This window comes from Bacillus sp. FSL M7-0791 (genome assembly GCF_038627085.1).
GTDB lineage: Bacteria > Bacillota > Bacilli > Bacillales > Bacillaceae > Bacillus > Bacillus safensis.
Genome location: NZ_CP152022.1, coordinates 2252852 through 2275488, shown reverse-complemented (window position 1 = coordinate 2275488; position 22637 = coordinate 2252852). Strand labels below are relative to the sequence as shown.

Here is a 22637-nt window from a genome sequence, read left to right as displayed (position 1 = left end):
AAAGGAACGGTAAAATGGAAGAAAGAGAGGAGGGATCACCAAATAGATGAAAAAAATAAAAATTTCTATTGCTCTCTTCAGTTGTTTTATAATATGCTTGTTATTAGGGGTTCAATTGACCGCGAAATCAGCAGATCAGAAAGTTCATGTTATCCCAATTGAAGATACAGTAGAAAAAGGACTTTCTAAATTCATTGAACGATCGTTTGAGCAGGCAAAGTCGGAGCGGGCGAAGCATATTATTCTCGACATCAATACACCGGGTGGTGCAGTCGATGCAGCGCTTGAGATCGCAGATACGATTCGTGCTTCCGATATCCCAGTGACAGCGTTTGTCAATCATAGAGCGCTTTCAGCCGGGGCCTTCATCGCGCTAAATGCCGATCAAATTTATATGACCCCGAATGGAAAGATGGGGGCTGCTGCGATCATCGATGGAGAAGGCAATGCTGCCGATCAAAAATCTGAATCTCTATGGCTTGCTGAAATGAGTGATGCTGCCGAAAAGCAGGGGCGTGATCCAAAGTATGCTCTTGCCATGGCGGATATAGATATAGACGCAAAAGAAGCCGGTGCACCAAAAGGAGAATTGCTCACCTTCAACACAGACCGGGCGCTTAAATTCGGTTATGCAGAAGGAGAAGCAAAAAATATGGATGACTTGCTTCAGAAGCTGAAATTAAAAGATGCTTCTGTTCAATACGATGAAGTGAGCTTTGCTGAAAAGGTTGCGCGTTTTCTTACGCACCCAATTGTCATTCCAATCCTTTTATCCATTGCAAGTTTAGGGTTAGTTGTTGAGCTCTATTCTCCTGGCTTTGGGGTCCCGGGCACCATGGGAGTGACAGCGCTTCTTCTATTCTTTTATGGTCATCTCGTGGCAGGTTTTGCAGGATATGAGACGTTGTTCCTGTTTTTAGCAGGGATTGCACTCATCATTTTGGAATTGTTTTTGCCAGGGGGAATCGTAGGTGTCATTGGACTGATCTGTGTCGTTGTCAGCTTATTTTTAGCAGCTGGAAGCTTTACAGAAATGGCGATTTCCATCTTGATTGCCACTGCTGTTTCAATCATAGCAGTTATTTTATTGACAAAGGTGTTGGGGAAACGTATGAAATTCTTTAAAAAGTTCATTTTAACCGATTCAACCAATAAGGAAAGCGGTTATGTCTCAAATGAAACAAGAGAAGATCTTGTTGGGCAAATCGCAGTGACAGCCACTGCACTTCGTCCATCTGGTACGATCGTACTCGGAGATGAGCGCATTGATGTTGTGTCAGAAGGTGCATTTATCGATAAAGATGAACAAGTAAAAATTGTGAAAGCGGAAGGCTCACGCATTGTCGTGAGGAAAGTATAGATATACTGATTTTAGAGGAGGAATAAAATGGATCCATCTACTTTACTATTATTTGTGATTATCGCAGCAGGTTTGATTGTTCTATCGATCTTTTTCACCTTTGTACCGGTGATGCTGTGGATTTCTGCCCTAGCGGCTGGCGTAAAAGTGAGCATTTTTACACTTGTCGGAATGAGACTGCGCCGAGTGATTCCAAACCGAGTGGTCAACCCGCTCATCAAAGCACATAAAGCAGGTCTTGATGTGACGATTAACCAGCTGGAGAGCCACTATCTTGCAGGTGGTAACGTGGACAGAGTTGTGAACGCATTAATTGCAGCTCAACGCGCGAATATCGAATTGAACTTTGCCCGCTGTGCAGCCATCGACCTAGCAGGCCGTGACGTACTTGAAGCAGTTCAAATGAGTGTAAATCCTAAAGTCATTGAAACACCATTTATCTCTGGTGTTGCGATGGACGGGATTGAGGTCAAAGCAAAAGCACGTATTACAGTTCGTGCAAACATCGACCGACTTGTCGGTGGTGCAGGGGAAGAAACAATTATTGCCCGTGTAGGTGAAGGGATTGTCTCTACAATCGGTTCATCAGATAATCATAAAAAGGTTCTTGAGAATCCTGATATGATTTCTCAAACGGTTCTTGGGAAAGGATTAGATTCAGGTACTGCATTTGAAATTCTCTCGATTGATATCGCAGATGTTGATATCGGTAAGAACATCGGGGCAATTCTGCAAACAGACCAAGCAGAAGCAGACAAAAACATTGCACAGGCGAAAGCAGAAGAACGCCGCGCAATGGCTGTTGCACAAGAACAAGAGATGCGTGCGAAAGTTGAAGAAATGCGCGCGAAAGTCGTTGAAGCAGAGGCTGAAGTACCACTTGCAATGGCTGAAGCATTACGTGAAGGCAATATTGGTGTCATGGACTACATGAACATTAAGAATATCGATGCTGATACGGATATGAGAGATTCATTTGGCAAAATGACAAAAGGTCCATCTGATAATGAAAACAAATAAGCATCCTCTCACGCTTTAAGGAGGGAGCCCATTGGACATTCTATTTGAAAATCCGCTACTAATTGCGATTATCATCGGTATCATCTCTGCCGTCTTTGGGAAGATCGGCAAACAAGAGGAGAACGAAGAGCAGAATCAGCAAAAGAAGCCCGCTCCTCAGCGTAAGCAGGTGCCCCAAAAGCAAACAAAGCAAACAAGTCCAGATCCAGTCGTGACCGATCAGCTGGACGATTTCGGCGATGTGCATGATCATGGCGGGATGAAGAAAAAAACTTCTCAGTCCTTACAAGATCGCTATACGGCTACACTTGCCGAAATGGAAGAAAGAAAAAACGAGCTGAACAAAGAGTTCCAATCGCTTGAAAGAGAGCTGACAAGGCCAAAGGCTGCATCTGCTGAAATGAGGCCAAAATTCATTGAGAAGCTGAACCAAGATACAATTGTTCAAGGAATGATCCTTGGAGAAGTATTTGGAGAGCCGCGCGCGAAAAAGCCGCACAGAACGATGAAACGGCCATATAAAAGATAAAGAAGAAAGCCCCCTTTTTCATAAAGGGGGGCTTTTTTTGCCTGATGACGATTTTTCTTAAAGAAAATGCTGAAAGGGCTATTTTACGGGATTCATTAGCATGATATGAACCCCTGAGGAATAGGATGATATAGAGGCTTTCTCATCAGTCTCACCATCTTTCAGTTTGATCTCATACACATGAGGTGGGAAGGGGTTCTTATTGAATGGGAAAAAGAAAAAATCGACTTAAAGCATGGCTGACAAGAACACTTGAAATCCCTCCAGACGTGATGATGGATCTTCCCCGTATTACGATGGTTGGCAGACTCCACATTTACATAGAGAACCATAAAGGGCTTTTGCTTTTCAGTGATCAAGAGGTAAGGCTGATGCTCAAACAGGGACAGTGCATTATTTCAGGGAAAGATTTTGTGATTAAAACGATTTTGCCAGAAGAGATTTTATTAGAAGGGAAAATCGATGAGGTCCGTTATATTGATTCTTAACTGACGGAGGGGAGAAGCGTGAAGAATAAATGGTTCGCCTATTTTATTGGCAGAGTGGAAGTGGAGATCAAAGGAAATGGCATTGAGCGGCTCATTAATGAGTGCACGAGGCAGGGGATCACAATGTTTCAAGTGAGCCGCCGTCAAGACAGCGTGCGCTTATTTATTCGCTTATCAGATGTACATGCCTTCAGAAAGGTACGCAGACATCATGACGTGACATGTTCATTTCATCAAAAAAAGGGCTTTCCATTTCTACTCCTATGGTCAAGGAAGAATATCGGATTTACCCTTGGGATTGTATGCTTTCTAGTGACGATATTGGCGCTTTCAAACATGGTATGGAAAATTGATATTAAAGGAGCCAATCCAGAAACTGAACATCAAATGAGAAAGCATTTAGATGACATCGGGGTGCAAAAAGGACGTTTTCAGTTTCTAATGGGAACACCTGAAAAAATTCAAAAATCCCTGACAACCAATATTCCAAGCATCACATGGGTCGGTGTAGAACTAAACGGCACAACCTTTCAAATGAAAGTTGTGGAAAAAAATGAACCTGAAAAAGAAAAATACACGAGTCCTCAGCATATCGTTGCCAAGAAAAAGGCTGTCATCACGAGAATGTATGTGGAAAAAGGAGAGCCGCTCGCCGCGGTTGATGAACATGTAAAGAAAGGACAGATGCTTGTCTCTGGACTCATTGGCAGCGAAGATCAGCAAAAAACGGTAGGAGCCAAAGCGAAAATCTATGGTGAAACGTGGTATCGTTCTGAAGTTTCTGTCCCTCTTCGAACATCTTTTGACGTCTTTACGGGTAAAATGAAGACAAAGCACAAGCTCTCCGCATTTGGAGGCTCACTGCCATTTTGGGGCTTTTCTTTTAAAAAGGATGATTTTAAGCAGCCAAAAACAGAAACAGAAGTTCATCCGCTTCATTTCTTAAACATGCAGCTCCCATTCTCTTATGAAAAGGAAATTACACGCGAAAGTGAGAAAATAAATCGAGAATACACAAATAAAGAAGCGGTTCAAGCAGGGATTAAAATGGGTAAAAAAGAATTAGAAGAGAAGCTAGGTCAAACAGGAGAGGTGAAAAGTGAAAAAGTTTTGCACGAGACAACAGGGAATGGTAAAGTTAAGTTAATCATCCTTTACCAAGTAATAGAAGATATTGTTCAACCAACACCTATTGTTCAGGGAGACTAGAGAATGACAGAACATTTACTTGAGATTCAACAAAAATTGGATAGCCCAAACGAAGCGATTGCTTTATTTGGCAATCAAGATGCTTATCTGAAACTAATGGAAAACGAGCTGAACGTCTCCATTATTACGCGTGGAGAAAAAGTGTATGTTTCTGGTGAGGAAGCATCAAGAGATACAGTAAGCCGTTTGATCACATCTCTTTTACATCTCATCCGTAAAGGAATTGAGATATCTGAACGGGATGTCGTCTATGCCATTAAAATGGCGCAAAAAAACAAGCTGAATTATTTTGAAAATATGTATGAAGATGAAATTACGAAAAATGCCAAAGGAAAATCGATCAGGGTGAAAACAATCGGCCAGCGGGAATATGCTGCGGCGATGAAAAAAGATGACCTGGTCTTTGGAATTGGACCCGCTGGTACAGGGAAGACGTATTTGGCAGTCGTCAATGCGGTCCATTCACTGAAAAATGGACATGTAAAACGGATTATCCTGACAAGACCAGCTGTTGAAGCAGGAGAGAGCCTTGGCTTTTTACCAGGTGATCTAAAGGAAAAAGTAGATCCTTATTTAAGACCACTATATGATGCCCTGCATGATGTGCTTGGCAGTGATCATACGGAACGTTTAATCGAGCGCGGCGTGATTGAAATAGCGCCCCTTGCCTATATGAGAGGCCGGACGCTTGATGATGCATTTGTGATTTTAGATGAAGCGCAGAATACAACACCTGCCCAAATGAAAATGTTTTTGACGAGACTTGGGTTTGGCTCTAAAATGGTCATTACAGGAGATATTACACAGATCGATCTGCCAAAGGGCATGCAGTCAGGTCTTGCGGCTGCAAAGGACATGCTTGCAGAGATCAAGGGCATCTCATTTATTGAATTAGACCAGACAGATGTGGTCAGACACCCGCTTGTGGCGAAGATCATTGGCGCATACGAAAAGCAAAAATGAACTGAGTGACCCGATCGTCTTCATCGGGTCATTTTGTTTCGATCGTGGTTTAAAGTAAAAAAGGAGGTACTTTCCTTGAGAAAGAATCAAAAAGGCAGTAAGCGCAAAAGAATGCTGTCTAAAAAAGAACCTCAGAAAATGGAGCGCTCACGTTATTTAAATGTTTTGCTGTACGCTGGTTTAGCAGCCATTTTATTCGTGGTGCTCTTCTTCCATGTAAAGCCTGAATCGCTCGACTTAGATTTATTTTCAGTGAGCGAACAGACCATCTATTCTCCGTCAACCGTTGATGATCAAGAAGCGACAGAAGAAAAGAAACAAGAAGCAACAGATCAGGTAGAAGATCAATATACGCTCAAAAAAGCGTATTCTGATAATCGCGTAGACCTCATCTCATCCCTCTTTGAAGCCATTAAAGAAGAGAAGAAAGCAGCTGATGATAAAGAGAACGCGCCATCAGATCAAGAAATGGTCAAGCGTGTCAAAGAAAAGCTCACAACAGATATGCAGGAGGCTGTTTCGGATCAATCCATCAAAGCACTGCTCCAGGCAAGTGATGAAAATCTCTCATTTACTAAGGATTCCATCATCACAGTGGTGAATTCACTGATGAGTAAAGAAATCACAGCAGCGAAATTACAAGATGAGAAAAAACAAGTCAAAACAGAGCTTAAAAACAATTCAATTCCATCAAAATACTTAAATGCAGCGACAGAAATCGGTGAATTTGCGATCATTCCAAACTATGTATTTGACCCAGTGGCAACAGAAAAGAAAAGACAGGAAGCGGCTGACAATATTCAGCCTGTGCAAATTAAGCAGGGGCAAATCTTAGTTGAAGAAGGAGAGCTCATCGACCGGGAAGTTTATCGCAAATTAGAACTGACGGGTCTGTTAAACAGCTCAAATTTATTTAAGCCTGTAAGTGGTCTTCTCATATTAATTGGACTTTTTTTAGCAGCGATTATTCATTCCCTTGAATCGAGGAAAAAATCGCTTGTCCATAAGAATAAGTCATTACTGCTTTACTCGCTTATTTTCACGATTATATTAATTATCATGGAAGTGTTCAGCCTCTTCCAGGAAACGAAGTATACGACGATAGGCTATGTCGTGCCAGTGGCACTTGGCACGATGCTGATCAAGCTGCTCATTAATGAGCGGTTAGCGATCTTCTCCGGTCTTGTATTTGCTCTTTGCGGCAGTATGATGTTTAATCAAGGAGTAACCGGCGTCTTTAACTATGTGATCTGCGCTTATTATCTTGTGAGCGGGATGGCTGGTATTTTATTTTTAAGAAAACATAATGCTAGATCAAAAATATTGCAGGCCGGGCTTTTGGTGGCTTTGGTGAATGTACTTGTGGTTTTATCCATTACACTGATCCAAAACTCTTCACCATCAGGGCTTGAAATCGGTGTGAACCTCATGATGGCGATTGTGTCAGGGTTTGCATCATCTATCTTGGTCATTGGGCTAATGCCTGTTTTTGAGAGCATGTTTGGTATTCTTTCCACAATGAAACTGATTGAATTATCCAATCCAAATCATCCGCTGCTCAAAAAGATTTTAACCGAGACACCAGGTACATATCATCATAGTGTCATGGTGGCGAATTTAGCGGATGCCGCATGTGAAGCAGTCGGCGCAAATGGTCTTTTAGCAAGGGTCGGCGCTTATTATCATGACATTGGGAAAACGAAAAGACCGCAATACTTTATCGAAAACCAAATGAACATTGATAATCCGCATGACAAGCTTTCTCCTCAGCTGAGTAAAAATATTATTATTGCCCATACGACAGATGGCGCTGATATGCTGAGAGAAAAGAAGTTTCCTGAAGAACTTGTCGACATTGCCGAACAGCATCACGGGAAGTCTCTTTTAAAGTTCTTTTACTATAAGGCGAAAGAGCGTGATGATCAGGTGACAGAAGAAGAATTCCGTTACCCTGGTCCAAAGCCGCAGTCAAAAGAAGCAGCGATTATTTCTGTGGCTGACAGCGTTGAAGCGGCGGTTCGTTCCATGCACAATCCAAATCCAGAGCGGATTGAAAAGCTTGTCAAAGGCATTATTTCAGATAAAATGCAGGACGGGCAATTTAGTGAATGTGACCTCACATTTAAAGAATTAAATATTATCAGCCAAACGATTTGTACAACATTAAAGGGGATTTTCCATTCTCGGATTGAATATCCAGATGCCCCGAAGCAGAAGGTGAAGTAAATGACATTGTTAATCGATTTAATAGATGAAACAGGACAAGTATCAAAAGAGCAGCTTGAAGAAGTGGAAAAGCTTCTTCAGTTTGCTGCAGACGAACTTGAGGTCAAGGATCAAGCGGAAGTGTCAGTGACGATCGTTTCGAATGAAGAGATTCATCAAATCAATAAAGAATACCGCGGAAAAGACGCACCAACGGATGTAATCTCCTTTGCACTTGAGGAAGAAGGAGAAGGGGAGATTGAAATCATAGGAGCGGATGATATCCCGCCTGTACTTGGTGACATTATCATTAGTGTGGATCGAACGAAAGAGCAGGCAGAGGAATATGGACATTCCTTTATGAGAGAGCTTGGATTCTTAACGATTCATGGCTTCCTCCATTTGCTCGGGTACGATCATATGACAGAGGAAGATGAAAAAGAAATGTTCGCCAAACAGACAAAAATCTTGGATGATTATGGCCTTTCGAGATCATCGTAAGAAAAGAAGGCCGCTCGCCCGTTTTTTTCGGAGTTTTTACTATGCATTTAGAGGAATATGGCGAACTTTCTTGAATGAACGGAATTTTCGATTTCACACAGTCGCAGCCATCATCGTGGTGATCTGCGGCTTTTGGTTCCGCATTGACCCATTTGAATGGCTGATCGTTCTTCTTCTTTGCGGGGGGATGTTTGCGCTTGAACTTGTCAATACAGCCATTGAACATACAGTGGATCTGATGACAGAAGAAAGACACCCACTTGCAGAGAGAGCGAAGGACGCTGCGGCAGGCGCTGTTTGCGTTTACGCCGCGATTTCGGTTATGATTGGGTTGATCATCTTCTTACCGAAGATCATGCAATAGAACAATATTACTATTTATTAACATTTTTAGAAATGGGCGTGAAAATGTCACGTGAATTATGTAAAATATAAATGTGACAGTGGTACCATTTCTTCTGAAAGTGGGAACTAGGAATGAACAAACAAGAGTTGATTTCAGAAGCAATCAAAGCAAGAGATTTTGCATATGTACCCTATTCTAAATTCAAAGTCGGTGCAGCATTACTGTCGAATGATGGAAAAGTGTATGGCGGCTGCAACATTGAAAATGCAGCATATGGTATGTGTAATTGTGCGGAAAGAACAGCACTTTTTAAAGCCTATTCAGAAGGCATTACATCTTTTCAAATGTTAGCAGTGGTGGCTGATACAGACCGGCCTGTTTCGCCGTGCGGCGCATGCAGACAGGTCATTTCAGAGCTATGTGCACCTGATATGCCAGTGATTCTAACGAACTTAAAAGGACATATATACGAAACAACAGTAAACGAACTATTGCCAGGCGCATTTTCACCGGAGGATTTAAATGACTAACGAAAGCTTCAAATCAGGATTTGTATCAATTATTGGAAGACCAAATGTAGGGAAATCAACTTTTCTTAATCGTGTCATTGGACAAAAGATCGCCATCATGAGCGATAAGCCTCAAACGACGCGAAACAAAGTGCAAGGTGTTCTGACAACAAACACATCACAAACGATCTTTATCGATACACCGGGGATTCATAAACCTAAGCATAAGCTTGGTGATTTTATGATGAGGGTGGCTCAAAATACACTGAAGGAAGTCGACCTGATCTTGTTTATGATCAACGCACAGGAAGGCTATGGCAAAGGTGATGAATTCATCATTGAACGACTAAAGCAAACATCTACACCGGTGTTCCTAGTCGTCAATAAAATTGACCAAATTCATCCAGATGAACTATTCCTTTTAATTGATGAATACCGCACACGTTATCCATTCAAGGAAATTGTGCCCATTTCAGCTCTTGAAGGAAACAATATCGACACGCTTCTTCAGCAGATTGAAGGTTATCTTCCAGAGGGCCCTCAATTTTATCCGGCAGATCAAGTAACAGATCATCCAGAACGGTTTATTATTTCTGAATTAATTCGTGAAAAAGTGCTGCATTTAACGAGAGAAGAGATTCCGCATAGTATTGCGGTTGCGATTGAATCGATTAAGCCAGATGAAAATGGCAAGATCCATGTCGCGGCGACCATTGTCGTAGAACGAGATTCGCAAAAAGGGATCGTCATTGGTAAACGAGGCAGCTTGTTAAAAGAAGTGGGACAAAAAGCGCGCAGAGACATTGAAGCACTTCTAGGCTCAAAAGTGTATTTAGAGCTTTGGGTCAAAGTTCAGAAGGACTGGCGTAATAAATCCACTCACCTGCGTGACTTCGGATTTAGAGAAGACGAATATTAAAAAATCGCTGCATTTGTCAGCAAATCTGACAATGGTGCGGTTCGATTAGTAAAAATTGTTTATCATGAAATGGAGGTAGCCTGGTCAAGATAAAATTAATATGTTGGATGTAGCGTTGCTGCTTCTAATAAAGAAAGGTGGGGTTTTTATGTTGAATTTTACATGGAACGTATTTTCACAAACAGGAAGCGTTGACACGTATCTGCTTTTCAAAGAGTTAGAAAAGGAGAACCTGGAAAGACCCGATGTACTTGAAGAAGAAATAGCACGATTTGATTTTCCAATCTTATAATTCTTGACCCCCTCCAGCGCTCGGAGTGTAGACAAATGCTCATTAAAAGTGAAGGAATCGTCCTTAGAACAACAGATTATGGCGAAACAAACAAAATTGTCACGCTGCTCACTAGAGAACATGGAAAAATTGGCGTGATGGCCAGAGGCGCTAAAAAATCAAACAGCCGCCTGTCAGCCATAAGCCAGCCGTTTTTATACGGCACCTTTCTCATCCAATCATCAACAGGACTTGGAACGCTCCAGCAAGGCGAAATGATTGAAAGTATGCGGGCCATTCGGGAAGACTTATTTCTGACCGCATATGCCGCATATATGACGGAATTGATGGATAAAGGGACAGAAGAAAAAAAGCCAAACCCTTATTTGTTTGAGCTTCTGCTTCAATCTCTGTGTCATCTCAACGAAGGCACAGATGCTGATATTATTTTATTTATCGTAGAGGTCAAAATGTTATCAGTGATGGGGATGAAGCCTGAACTTGATCAATGTGTCCACTGTGGTCAAAAAGAAGGGCAGTTCCATTTCTCGATAAGAGATAACGGCTTCATTTGCCAAAATTGTTTTTCGAAAGATCCATATAAACTGCCCTTATCCCCCGCAGCTGCAAGGCTGCTCCGATTGTTTCATTATTTTGATTTATCAAGGCTTGGTCAGGTTGATGTGAAACAGCAGACGAAACAAGAAATTCGTCAAGTGCTTGATCACTACTATGACGAATATTCCGGCCTCTATTTAAAATCAAAAAAATTCATGAATCAGATGGAATCCATGAAAAAGCTAATGGGTGACGAAAACAAAAGTTGACATCTCCCATGACTTTTTGTAAGATCATCTAAGATAAAATATGTTGCATTGACAGAAAGAAGTACTTACGTAAAATCCATAAAAGCGACCTTAGGGCGGTGTGAGCTAAGGATGGAGGCGTAACGAAAGGCATTCTTGAGCAACGTAAAACAAAGCGGCTGGGTGCTACGACACCAGCAAATAGGGTGGAACCGCGGGAAAAAACTCTCGTCCCTATGTTTGCAAGAACCTTGCGAGCATAGAGACGGGAGTTTTTGTGTTCTCTTACAAGGTTCTAATCCCACCCGCCATACATAGCGGTTGGTCTAGAAAAGATGGAGGTGCGATCATTGAATATTCAAGACATGATTTTGACGCTGCAAAAGCATTGGTCAAATGAAGGCTGCGTATTAATGCAGGCGTATGACACAGAAAAAGGTGCCGGAACGATGAGTCCATACACGTTCCTCAGAAGCATTGGCCCAGAGCCGTGGAAGGTAGCATATGTAGAGCCTTCAAGACGCCCGGCTGATGGCAGATATGGAGAAAACCCAAATAGATTGTATCAGCATCACCAATTTCAAGTGATTATTAAGCCATCACCTGACAATATTCAAGAGCTATATCTTGAATCATTGAAGGCACTTGGCATTGACCCGCTGAAACATGATATTCGTTTTGTGGAAGACAACTGGGAAAATCCATCTCTTGGCTGTGCAGGACTTGGCTGGGAAGTATGGCTTGATGGGATGGAAATTACGCAGTTCACGTATTTCCAACAAGTCGGCGGCTTAGAATGTAAGCCCGTTTCTGTTGAAATCACATACGGTATTGAACGTCTTGCTTCTTACATCCAGGACAAAGAAAATGTCTTCGATCTTGAATGGACAGACGGATTTACGGTCAGAGATTTATTCTTAATGGCTGAATACGAGCACTCTGTTTATACATTTGAAACATCTAATACTGACATGCTGTTCGAGCTATTTACAACCTATGAGAAAGAAGCACATAGCCAAATGGACAAAGGGCTTGTTCACCCGGCATATGATTATGTCCTCAAATGCTCTCATACGTTTAACCTGCTCGATGCAAAGGGCGCTATTTCTGTGACTGAGCGAACTGGCTATATCGGAAGAGTGCGTCAGTTAGCAAGAAAAGTAGCCAAAACCTATTATGAAGAACGCGAAAAACTGGGATTCCCTATGCTAAAAGAGGAGGCGGCTTCTCATGAATAAACAAGATGTATTACTTGAAATCGGCTTAGAAGAGATGCCGGCTCGTTTCATGCCAGAGAGTACAAAACAGCTGGGTGAGAAAGTAAAAGCATGGTTTGAAACGCAAAATATTTCATTTGAAGAGACTGCTTTATTCAACTCACCAAGACGTCTTGCTGTACTTGTAAAAGGTGTCGCAGAAAAACAAGAAGACATCAAAGAAGAAGCAAAAGGCCCGGCTAAAAAAATTGCCCAAGATGCTGAAGGCAATTGGACAAAAGCAGCTGAAGGCTTTGCCAGAGGACAAGGTGCTTCAACAGATGATCTCTATTTCAAAGAGATCAAAGGAGTGGATTATGTCCATGTCCAAAAATTTCAAGAAGGAAAGCAAGTTAAAGACCTTCTGCCAGCGTTAGGTGAAATCGCTGCTTCATTAAGCTTTCCAAAGAACATGAGATGGGGAAGCGAGGATTTACGCTATATCCGTCCGATTAAATGGATTGTTTGTTTATTTGGAAAAGAGATTGTACCTGTTGAAATTGCTGGGGTGAAAAGCGGCCGTGAGACTAGAGGACACCGTTTCCTTGGAACGACAGCCAGCATTGACACACCTGCTTCCTATGAACAAACATTGCGCGATCAATTTGTGATTGCAGACTCAGAGAAAAGAAAACAATTCATTACTGAACAGCTAGATGCGCTATCTACAGAAAAAGGCTGGGTCATTCCTGTTGATCCTGAACTTTTAGAAGAAGTGAACGATCTTGTAGAATATCCAACTGTGCTGTCTGGTTCCTTTGAAGAAGAGTTTCTTGCATTGCCGGAAGAAGTATTGGTGACGACAATGAAAGAGCATCAGCGCTACTTCCCTGTGAAAAATGAGCAAGGGGAATTATTGCCGCACTTTATTACTGTCAGAAATGGAAACAGTGAGGCGCTGGAAAATGTCGCAAGAGGGAATGAAAAAGTACTTCGTGCGCGTTTATCAGATGCTGCATTCTTCTATAAAGAAGACGAAAAACTAGTGATTGAAGACAATATTAAAAAGCTTGATAAAGTGGTATTCCATGAGAAACTTGGAACAATCGGCGACAAGCTGAAGAGAGTGACAGACATTGCAACCCGTCTAGCGGCGCATGTCGGAGCAGATGACGAAACCACTAAACGTGTGGCGAGAGCAGCAAGTATTTCGAAGTTTGACCTTGTGACTCAAATGGTCTATGAATTCCCAGAATTACAAGGAATCATGGGTGAGAAATATGCAAGAGCTCTTGGTGAACATGAAGAAGTAGCAAGAAGCATCAACGAGCACTATATGCCGCGCTTTGCTGGTGACGAGGCGCCATCCACTTTGATTGGTGCGATTGTGGCAGTAGCAGATAAGCTTGATTCTATTTGTTCATTCTTCTCAATTGATGTGATCCCAACGGGTTCTCAAGACCCTTATGGTCTTAGAAGACAAGCGAGCGGTATCGTTCAAATCCTGCTCGACCGTCATTGGAATATTTCATTTAAAGAGCTGTTAGCCCTTGCTCAAGTAAAGGCAGAACATGAAGCTGCTCTGATTGAATTTTTAACGCATCGTTTAAAATATGTTCTTCAAGCAGAGCATATCCGCCATGATGTTGTTGATGCAGTGCTGGATGTTGAAAATATTGAGCCATATGCAGTCGTCAAAAAAGCAGCTGTTCTTGAAGAGAGTGTGAAACAAGAAAGCTTCAAAGAAACGGCTGAAGCATTGGGTCGCGTCATTTCAATCAGTAAAAAAGGGGAAGACGCAGAGATTCAGCCTGAACTGTTTGAAAATGAACATGAGCAAAAGCTGTTTGAGGCGTATCAGCAAGTAGAGAAAGCTGTAAAGGAACATGTAGCAGCAGGACAATACAGCTTGGCACTAGAGGCGCTGGATACGTTAAAAACACCGATTGTTCATTATTTCGATCATATAATGGTTCATGCGGATGATGAAAAACTGAAGCGAAATCGTTTGGCACAAATGGTCAAACTAGCCAAAGTCATTCAATCATTTGCGAATATGAACAATTTAATTGTAAAATAAATACCTAAGAACGGTTGCCTTTTCCGAAGGGCAATCGTTTTTTACTCATTTAATTCACGGTTTTTGAGTGGATTTTTGTTTCATTCGGACAAAGATGCGCTATAATATGATGAGTTATGAAAATGATATACATAAAATAAAGATTTCGCTCTCTCTATTTAAAGGTGGTGAGTACAATCGAGTTAAATAAACGGCAAGAGCAGATTTTACAGATTGTCAAAGAGAATGGTCCGATCACTGGAGAGCATATCGCCGATCGGCTGAACTTAACAAGGGCGACCCTCAGACCGGATTTAGCCATTTTAACAATGTCAGGCTTTTTAGAAGCAAGACCAAGGGTCGGCTACTTTTTCACAGGAAAAACAGGCACGCAGCTTCTCGCAGATAAGCTGAAAAAACTTCAAGTGAAAGACTTTCAATCCATTCCAGTGGTGATACATGAGAATGTTTCGGTTTATGATGCGATTTGTACGATGTTTTTAGAGGATGTGGGCACATTATTCGTTGTGGACGATCACTCTATTTTAACAGGCGTGTTATCAAGAAAAGACCTCCTTCGTGCAAGTATAGGGAAACAGGAGCTTCCATCTATCCCTGTCCATATTATTATGACAAGGATGCCGAACATCACCGTTTGCCGCAAGGAAGATTTCATTATGGATGTGGCGAAGCACTTGATTGAAAAGCAAATAGATGCACTTCCTGTGATAAAAGATACGGATAAAGGTTTTGAAGTGGTCGGAAGAATTACGAAAACAAACATGACGAAAATACTTGTCAGCTTATCGGAGAACGAAATAATCTAATGACAGAAGACTGCGAGGGGATGTTATGAGTAATCGCGTAATTTTTGTGGTATCAGATTCAGTTGGAGAAACGGCAGAGCTCGTGGTCAAAGCGGCACTTAGCCAATTTGATGGCGGCTCATCAGACCATTCAAATATTAGAAGAATCCCGTATGTAGAGGATGTTGGTACGATTAAAGAAGTCATTTCACTGGCGAAAGCAGATAATGGGATCGTCTGCTTTACTCTTGTTGTGCCAGAAATGCGCCAATTCTTAATCGAGGAAGCAGAAGCAAACGGTGTCGTTTATTATGACATCATCGGTCCGCTCATTGATAAAATGGAGACGGCATATGGAAATGAAGCGAAACATGAGCCGGGTCGTGTACGTCAATTAGATGAGGACTATTTTAAAAAGGTAGAAGCCATTGAGTTCGCTGTGAAATACGATGACGGCAGAGACCCTAGAGGTATTCTAAAGGCTGATATTGTACTCATTGGTGTATCACGTACGTCTAAGACACCATTATCTCAATATTTGGCACATAAACGGCTGAAGGTAGCGAACGTTCCAATTGTACCTGAAGTTGATCCGCCAGAAGAGTTATTTTCAGTTGATCCGAAGAAATGTATCGGTTTGAAAATTAGTCCAGACAAACTAAATCATATTCGCAAAGAGCGTTTAAAATCTCTTGGTTTAAATGATCGCGCTATTTATGCGAACATTGAGCGGATTAAAGAGGAACTAGAGTATTTTGAAAAAGTGGTTGACCGCATTAACTGTCAAGTCGTTGATGTATCGAATAAAGCAGTTGAGGAAACGGCAAATGTCATTCATCAAATGCTGACCAAAAGAGGTTCCGAATAAACTCAGGATGCTCCTCCTGGGTTTTTCCTATGGTGGGAAACGGGTAAACAAAAACAATGGCATATTTGCTGCATTTGTATTATAATAAAAAATTGTGATAAAATGATTGATTTTAGGTTTAAGTTAAGTCAAGAACGAATAAACTAATATTGGCAGAAGTCAAGTGATTCTGAACATAACTTTTCGACAAAATGAGTTTTACTGTTGATTGCTTTATAGGGGAAAAGTATGGTCTTTTTGCTTCTCTAAAGCAGGAATAAGGTGGAGGGATGGAGAATTAGTCACCTGAATGAACGTAAAAAAGAGAGGACGATTTATGTCGATGCAGATGCTTGTCCTGTAAAAGACGAAATCCTTTCTGTCGCATCTCAATTTCAAGTACCAGTGACGTTCATTGCTTCATATGAGCATTTTCAAACCAAAAGATCTCCACTTGAAGATTGGCGGTTTGTAGACACACATAAGGAAGCAGCGGATTTAGTCATTGCAAACTCAGCTGCCGCACATGATATTGTCGTCACCCAAGATATTGGTCTTGCCTCCTTACTGCTTCCGAGACAGGTCATTGTTCTGTCTGAAAGAGGACGAATGTACACAAACGAAACAATTGATTTTGATTTGGAACGCAGGCATGTTTCCAGCAAACAGCGAAGAAAAGGTGTATACGGAAAAGGTCCCAAAAAGCTTTTAGAAGAGGATAAGAAGCGATTTATGGCGCAACTACAAAAAATCCTGTCGAATCATGAAGGATTTTTAAATTAAAAGGCGAATAATGTACGACGGAGTGTTATTAGGATGAGCAAACGTATACCAGATGAACTTTTGGAGCAGATCCAAAAAAACGCAGACATTGTCGAAGTGATTGGAGAATACGTACAGCTTAGAAAGCAAGGTCGAAATTACTTCGGTCTTTGTCCATTCCATGGTGAAAATACTCCTTCATTCTCTGTTTCAGCAGATAAGCAAATCTTCCATTGTTTTGGCTGTGGTGCAGGAGGCAATGTGTTTTCGTTCCTCAGACAAATGGAAGGCTACTCATTTATTGAAGCCGTTTCACATGTGGCTGATAAGTACCATATTGATCTGCCTGATCAGGTGGCGAATGCTCAGATGAGTTCCTCTCAGCAAGAGGACACTGCAGATCATAAAATGATTGAGGCCCATGAGCTTCTTAAGAAATTTTACCACCATTTGCTGGTAAATACAAAGGAAGGTCAAAACGCACTCGATTATTTACGGTCCAGAGGCTTTACGGATGAAACAATTGCCAAGTTTGAGATCGGGTATGCTCTTGATTCTTGGGATTTCGTGACCAAGTTTTTAGAAAAACGAGGATTTGATCCTGTGATGATGGAGAAGGCTGGTCTTTTGATTCAACGTGAAAACGGCACAGGCTTTTTTGACCGCTTTAGAGACCGTGTCATGTTTCCCATTCATGATCATCATGGAACGGTCATCGCTTTTTCCGGAAGATCGCTTGGTGATCAGCAGCCTAAATATATGAATAGTCCTGAAACGCCGCTTTTTCATAAAAGTAAGCTGCTTTATCACTTTCACGACGCACGTATGCATATTCGCAAACGCGAACGGGCAGTTCTTTTTGAAGGATTTGCAGACGTCATCTCAGCTGTTACATCAGGTGTCGGTGAAAGTGTTGCAACAATGGGTACGTCTCTTACAGAAGAGCACGTAAAGCTTCTCAGGCGGAACGTAGAAGAGATCATCCTTTGCTATGACTCTGATACGGCCGGATACGAAGCGACCATGAAAGCATCAGATTTGCTTGGAAAAAGAGGATGTAAAGTTCGCGTTGCCATGATACCAGATGGACTTGATCCAGATGATTACATTCGTAAATATGGCGGCGAGAAATTTAGGAATGACATCATAGATGCAAGTGTGACATTAATGACGTTTAAGATGAATTTTTTCCGAAGAGGAAAAAACTTATCAGACGAAGGAGACCGTCTTACTTATATGAAGCAGGTTCTCCGAGAAATCAGCCGGTTAAACGGCTCTTTGGAGCAAGAGATTTACATGAAACAGCTTGCTGGGGAGTTTTCGATCTCACTTGATTCATTAAAAGAACAACTGGAGCTGTTTGAAAAACAGCAGCGGCAAGAAACCAAAAGCACGCAGGAAGAAAACGGGCTTGAAAAACGGCGTGCACATCTGTCAACACAAGTGAGAAGAAAGCGTCTGCGGCCGGCATATGAAAATGCAGAGCGAATGCTGCTTGCTCATATGTTAAAAAGCGATGACGTGATCCGCAAAGTACTTGACAGAATCGGGATTGAATTTAATATAGATTCGCACAGGGCGCTGGCAACGTACATTTATGCCTTGTATGAAGAAGGCAAAGAACCAACGCCGCAGCACCTGATGAACCGGATAGAAGATGATGTCATGAATCAGCTGTTGACGGATATATTGATGATTCAAGTCGGAGACGAACTAAGTGAAGCTGAATTAAGTGATTATGTAAAAAAAGTGTTGAATCATCGGAATTTGTCAATGATAAAGGAAAAAGAACTAGAACGTGCAGAAGCGGAGAGGCAAAAAGATTTCTTCAAAGCGGCAACACTTGCAAAAGAAATTATTCAGTTGAACCGTTCGCTGAAGTAATACGTCTATTATTAATGACAGGACTTACGGCTGGCAATGAATCCTTTACGGGAGGAGCATAAGACCGCAAGCATCTTGCCTTCATCATTATTTATTTTATTTCCTATTTGCTTCGTCATCTGTTTGATAGAGAGAGAAAAGCAGGGCGGAAGTAAATCGCAAGTTACTTTAGAATTCGTTGCAAGCTTTGGAAGGAGGGATCCATAATGGCTGATAAACAAGCCCACGAAACCGAAACTGAATTAACCTTTGAACAGGTGAGAGATAAGCTCACTGAAACGGGTAAAAAACGGGGCGTTTTAACATACGAAGAAATTGCAGAGCGTATGTCTAGCTTTGAAATTGAATCAGACCAAATGGATGAATACTATGAATACTTAGGCGAACAGGGTGTAGAGCTCATTAGTGAAAACGAAGAGACAGAAGACCCAAATGTTCAGCAGCTGGCTAAAGCAGAAGAAGAATTTGACCTGAATGATTTAAGCGTACCACCAGGTGTCAAAATTAATGATCCTGTTCGTATGTACTTAAAAGAAATCGGACGCGTCAATTTGTTATCTGCTAAAGAAGAAATTACGTATGCTCAAAAGATCGAAGAGGGCGATGAGGAATCAAAAAGAAGATTAGCGGAAGCGAACCTTCGTCTCGTTGTCAGCATTGCGAAACGCTATGTCGGTCGTGGTATGCTGTTCCTTGACTTGATTCAAGAAGGAAACATGGGTCTGATGAAGGCGGTTGAGAAGTTTGATTACCGCAAAGGATATAAATTCTCAACATATGCGACTTGGTGGATTAGACAGGCGATCACACGTGCGATTGCCGATCAGGCGAGAACAATCCGGATCCCGGTTCATATGGTGGAAACGATTAATAAATTGATCCGTGTTCAAAGACAGCTTCTGCAAGACCTAGGCAGAGAACCAACGCCTGAGGAAATTGCTGAAGACATGGATTTAACTCCAGAAAAGGTAAGAGAGATTCTTAAAATTGCGCAAGAGCCTGTATCTTTAGAAACACCTATTGGTGAAGAAGATGACTCGCATCTTGGTGATTTTATCGAAGACCAAGAGGCGACATCTCCATCTGACCACGCTGCGTACGAACTCTTAAAAGAGCAGCTTGAAGATGTATTAGACACGCTGACGGACCGTGAAGAAAATGTGCTAAGACTACGTTTCGGACTAGACGACGGAAGAACTCGCACGTTAGAAGAGGTTGGAAAGGTGTTCGGCGTAACAAGAGAGCGTATCAGACAAATTGAAGCGAAAGCTCTTCGTAAATTAAGACACCCAAGCAGAAGTAAACGATTAAAAGACTTCTTAGAGTAGAAACCGGACGGATCTTGAAAGAGATCCGTTCTTTCTTATCAAAAATGAAAACGCTTTTTTCAATCTGATTATATTTTACTGAATAACAAATGAATTTGCAACGTTCTTAGAAAAAAGATGTATAAAAAATACATCTAAATGTGCTGAAGACTTCATTTCTCATCTAGAATCATTTTTGTCTAATCTGTGAACTTGACCAAAGTTTTGTATCATAATTCGTTTACTTTTTGTAAAATTAAAGTAGAATTAGAATTGTTTGCATAGTCTCAAAGGGGTTTTCACAAAGGGGAGGATGAAAGAAATGAAACGGAATCCACTTATACCATTTTTATTGATTGCCATTTTAGGTATTGGACTCACTTTTTTCTTATCAATGAAGGGGCTGAAAGATGAAGAAAAAATTGCCTCTGGGGGCAAAGAGCAAAAGCAAGAAGAGACAGCAAATGCAACGCCGGAAGAATTGTATAAGCAGAACTGCATAAGCTGTCACGGGGAAAACTATGAAGGCGGCGCAGGTCCTGCATTAAAAGGTGTTGGAGACAAGCTTGAAGTAGCTGACATCAAGAAGAAAATTCAAGAAGGCGGCAACGGGATGCCAGGCGGGCTGATTCCAAATGAAAAGCTCGATGAAATGGCGGAATGGGTGTCTAAAATTAAATAATCTTACACAAAAAGCTCTTTTTCAAAAGAAGAGCTTTTTTCATTTGAAAACGACTTTTAAAAAGTCCATAATTTATATAAGATAGACAAGTATGAACATTAAAGAAAAGTAGTGATACGTATGAATGAAATGAATTTATCGAAACGATTAAAAAAAGTCGCATACTTTTTACCAGATGAGGCAGTCTTCGCTGATATCGGCTCAGACCATGCCTATTTGCCATGCTATGCGATCCTGCATCAAAAAGCCGTGAAAGCCATTGCTGGTGAAATTACCGATGGACCGCTTCAATCGGCGCAGCAGCAAGTACATAGACTTGAATTAGATGAACAGATATCGGTCAGAAAAGGAAATGGCCTTGAAGTCATTGAAAAAGGCGAAGTGAATGCAGTGACGATTGCAGGGATGGGCGGGGCACTCATCGCAAGCATTCTAAATGAAGGAAGGCATAAGCTCGCAGGCCATGAGCGGCTCATTCTTCAGCCGAATATCCATGCCCACCATATTCGTTTATGGCTTTATCAAGAGGGGTATGAATTGATAGATGAAGTCATTTTAGAAGAGGACGGCAAAATATACGAAATCATCATCGCTGAAAAAGGCGATAAAGATAAAGCCTATAAAGGAATGTCACTTGAAGCAGGCATGCTGGTTGGTCCTTTTCTTGCGAAAGAGCAAAATGACGTTTTCCAGCGCAAGTGGATGCAAGAGCTTCAGCATATGGAGAAGATAGAAAGTCAAATTCAGCAGGCGGCGCGGACAGAAGAAAATAAAGAACGCCTTGAAGAGCTGAATGCGAAAATAAAGATGCTAAAGGAGGTTTTGACTGTTGGCTAAAACAGTAAACGGGCATGAAATCATCCAATTGTTTGAACAATTTTCACCAAAGGTATACGCCATGGAAGGGGATAAAATTGGTCTTCAGATTGGGACTTTAAATAAAAAAGTAACCAATGTGATGATCACCTTGGATGTATTAGAGAATGTAGTAGATGAGGCGATCGAGCGAAAAGTGGATCTTATTATTGCTCACCATCCGCCGATTTTTCGACCATTAAAACATGTAGCGACGGATCAGCCGGCTGGACGGATCATTGAAAAATGCATCAAACATGATATTGCGGTATATGTGGCACATACGAATTTAGACGTAGCTGATGGCGGAGTCAACGACCTGCTTGCTGAGGCCTTAGAGCTTGAAGAAACAAGAGTGTTAGTGCCGACATACGAAGATCCAATCAAACAGCTTGCTCTGTATGTCCCAGAGGAATTTGAAGAGGCCATCCGGACAGCTTTAGGAAATGCGGGCGCCGGCCATATTGGCAACTACAGCCATTGTGCGTTTTCAAATGAAGGGACAGGCAGCTTTTTGCCATCAGAAGAAGCTGAGCCGTTTATTGGTGAATCGGGTCAATTAGAATTTGTGAAAGAAGTGCGGATTGAAACCATTTTCCCAGCAAGTATAGAAAAACAAGTGATTCGCGAAATGATCAAAGCACATCCTTATGAAGAAGTCGCCTATAGTGTACACACGACAGACCTTCCTCCTATTCAAAAAGGTCTTGGCCGTATTGGAGAGCTAAATGAGCCAATGACACTGAGAGATTTCACACAATTTGTGAAAACGAAGCTAGATGTGAATGGTGCTCGTTTTGTAGGAGACCAAAACGCTGTTGTGAAAAAAGTGGCGGTGCTTGGCGGAGACGGAAATAAATACATCCATCAAGCGAAAAGAATGGGTGCAGATGTGTATGTGACAGGAGACCTTTATTTCCATGTTGCGCACGATGCCATGATGCTAGGGCTGAACGTTGTGGACCCAGGACATTATGCTGAAAAGATTATGAAAGAGGGCGTAAAGGCGAAGCTTCAATCGCTATGTGCGGATAAAAAATATGACGTACAGCTCTTTGTTTCTGAATCAAACACAAACCCATTTCAATTTATGTAATCAAAAAACGTCAGAGC

Annotated in this window: 23 protein-coding genes; all 23 read left to right on the top strand. The window is 41.7% G+C overall.

Features of this window, described 5'->3' with window-relative positions; all coding sequences use genetic code 11:
- The first annotated feature begins 46 nt into the window (after nucleotides 1-46).
- The 23 genes from MHI08_RS11670 to MHI08_RS11560 all read left to right on the top strand — a co-directional run bounded on the left by MHI08_RS11670 (nucleotide 47) and on the right by MHI08_RS11560 (nucleotide 22620).
- Entirely contained in the window at nucleotides 47-1360 is a 1314-nt protein-coding gene (locus MHI08_RS11670) for a nodulation protein NfeD (RefSeq protein WP_039180060.1), read from the top strand.
- A gap of 27 nt (nucleotides 1361-1387) precedes the next feature.
- Nucleotides 1388-2380, top strand: a complete 993-nt coding sequence (gene floA / locus MHI08_RS11665; protein WP_024423026.1) for a flotillin-like protein FloA — start codon at nucleotides 1388-1390, stop codon at nucleotides 2378-2380.
- Nucleotides 2381-2411: 31 nt separating this feature from the next.
- Entirely contained in the window at nucleotides 2412-2909 is a 498-nt protein-coding gene (locus MHI08_RS11660; protein WP_024427958.1) for a hypothetical protein, read from the top strand.
- A gap of 206 nt (nucleotides 2910-3115) precedes the next feature.
- Complete coding sequence (gene yqfC / locus MHI08_RS11655; RefSeq protein WP_012010618.1) at nucleotides 3116-3397, top strand: sporulation protein YqfC; 282 nt, start codon at nucleotides 3116-3118, stop codon at nucleotides 3395-3397.
- Nucleotides 3398-3415: 18 nt separating this feature from the next.
- On the top strand, nucleotides 3416-4606 hold the full coding sequence (gene yqfD / locus MHI08_RS11650) for a sporulation protein YqfD (RefSeq protein ID WP_024427959.1): 1191 nt from the start codon (nucleotides 3416-3418) through the stop codon (nucleotides 4604-4606).
- Between the two features lie 3 nt (nucleotides 4607-4609).
- Nucleotides 4610-5569 (top strand): PhoH family protein, encoded by a 960-nt coding sequence (locus MHI08_RS11645; protein ID WP_024423023.1) that lies wholly within the window; start codon nucleotides 4610-4612, stop codon nucleotides 5567-5569.
- A gap of 111 nt (nucleotides 5570-5680) precedes the next feature.
- Nucleotides 5681-7795, top strand: coding sequence for an HD family phosphohydrolase (locus tag MHI08_RS11640; protein ID WP_164512169.1), 2115 nt, complete (start codon nucleotides 5681-5683; stop codon nucleotides 7793-7795).
- The gene (ybeY, locus tag MHI08_RS11635) at nucleotides 7796-8275 is read left to right on the top strand and encodes an rRNA maturation RNase YbeY (protein WP_024423021.1); all 480 of its coding nucleotides are present in this window, start codon (nucleotides 7796-7798) and stop codon (nucleotides 8273-8275) included.
- Nucleotides 8253-8639: a diacylglycerol kinase family protein gene (locus MHI08_RS11630; protein ID WP_024423020.1), complete on the top strand. Its 387-nt coding sequence runs from the start codon at nucleotides 8253-8255 to the stop codon at nucleotides 8637-8639. Before ybeY ends, MHI08_RS11630 begins: the two co-directional genes overlap by 23 nt.
- Before the next feature lie 113 nt (nucleotides 8640-8752).
- A complete protein-coding gene (locus MHI08_RS11625) occupies nucleotides 8753-9151 on the top strand; it encodes a cytidine deaminase (protein ID WP_008356263.1) in 399 nt (132 codons plus the stop codon).
- Nucleotides 9144-10049, top strand: coding sequence for a GTPase Era (gene era, locus MHI08_RS11620; protein ID WP_007501305.1), 906 nt, complete (start codon nucleotides 9144-9146; stop codon nucleotides 10047-10049). Before MHI08_RS11625 ends, era begins: the two co-directional genes overlap by 8 nt.
- 148 nt (nucleotides 10050-10197) lie before the next feature.
- Nucleotides 10198-10341: a YqzL family protein gene (locus MHI08_RS11615; RefSeq protein WP_003217288.1), complete on the top strand. Its 144-nt coding sequence runs from the start codon at nucleotides 10198-10200 to the stop codon at nucleotides 10339-10341.
- A 35-nt stretch (nucleotides 10342-10376) separates the two neighbouring features.
- The gene (gene recO, locus MHI08_RS11610; protein ID WP_342499634.1) at nucleotides 10377-11147 is read left to right on the top strand and encodes a DNA repair protein RecO; all 771 of its coding nucleotides are present in this window, start codon (nucleotides 10377-10379) and stop codon (nucleotides 11145-11147) included.
- A 329-nt stretch (nucleotides 11148-11476) separates the two neighbouring features.
- Nucleotides 11477-12364, top strand: a complete 888-nt coding sequence (gene glyQ, locus MHI08_RS11605; RefSeq protein WP_012010611.1) for a glycine--tRNA ligase subunit alpha — start codon at nucleotides 11477-11479, stop codon at nucleotides 12362-12364.
- The gene (gene glyS / locus MHI08_RS11600) at nucleotides 12357-14402 is read left to right on the top strand and encodes a glycine--tRNA ligase subunit beta (protein WP_342499633.1); all 2046 of its coding nucleotides are present in this window, start codon (nucleotides 12357-12359) and stop codon (nucleotides 14400-14402) included. Before glyQ ends, glyS begins: the two co-directional genes overlap by 8 nt.
- Before the next feature lie 167 nt (nucleotides 14403-14569).
- On the top strand, nucleotides 14570-15208 hold the full coding sequence (locus tag MHI08_RS11595; protein WP_024423017.1) for a helix-turn-helix transcriptional regulator: 639 nt from the start codon (nucleotides 14570-14572) through the stop codon (nucleotides 15206-15208).
- Between the two features lie 25 nt (nucleotides 15209-15233).
- Nucleotides 15234-16055: a pyruvate, water dikinase regulatory protein gene (locus tag MHI08_RS11590; RefSeq protein WP_008342399.1), complete on the top strand. Its 822-nt coding sequence runs from the start codon at nucleotides 15234-15236 to the stop codon at nucleotides 16053-16055.
- 261 nt (nucleotides 16056-16316) lie between these two features.
- Entirely contained in the window at nucleotides 16317-16817 is a 501-nt protein-coding gene (locus MHI08_RS11585) for a YaiI/YqxD family protein (protein WP_024423016.1), read from the top strand.
- 33 nt (nucleotides 16818-16850) lie between these two features.
- On the top strand, nucleotides 16851-18680 hold the full coding sequence (gene dnaG / locus MHI08_RS11580; RefSeq protein ID WP_024423015.1) for a DNA primase: 1830 nt from the start codon (nucleotides 16851-16853) through the stop codon (nucleotides 18678-18680).
- Nucleotides 18681-18886: 206 nt separating this feature from the next.
- Complete coding sequence (rpoD, locus tag MHI08_RS11575) at nucleotides 18887-20008, top strand: RNA polymerase sigma factor RpoD (protein ID WP_008342392.1); 1122 nt, start codon at nucleotides 18887-18889, stop codon at nucleotides 20006-20008.
- Nucleotides 20009-20309: 301 nt separating this feature from the next.
- Entirely contained in the window at nucleotides 20310-20669 is a 360-nt protein-coding gene (gene cccA / locus MHI08_RS11570; protein WP_024423014.1) for a cytochrome c550, read from the top strand.
- A 120-nt stretch (nucleotides 20670-20789) separates the two neighbouring features.
- On the top strand, nucleotides 20790-21506 hold the full coding sequence (locus MHI08_RS11565; RefSeq protein WP_024427962.1) for a tRNA (adenine(22)-N(1))-methyltransferase TrmK: 717 nt from the start codon (nucleotides 20790-20792) through the stop codon (nucleotides 21504-21506).
- Nucleotides 21499-22620 carry a Nif3-like dinuclear metal center hexameric protein gene (locus MHI08_RS11560; protein WP_125586593.1) on the top strand — a complete coding sequence of 374 codons (1122 nt, stop codon included), beginning with the start codon at nucleotides 21499-21501 and terminating at the stop codon, nucleotides 22618-22620. Before MHI08_RS11565 ends, MHI08_RS11560 begins: the two co-directional genes overlap by 8 nt.
- Nucleotides 22621-22637: the final 17 nt, after the last annotated feature.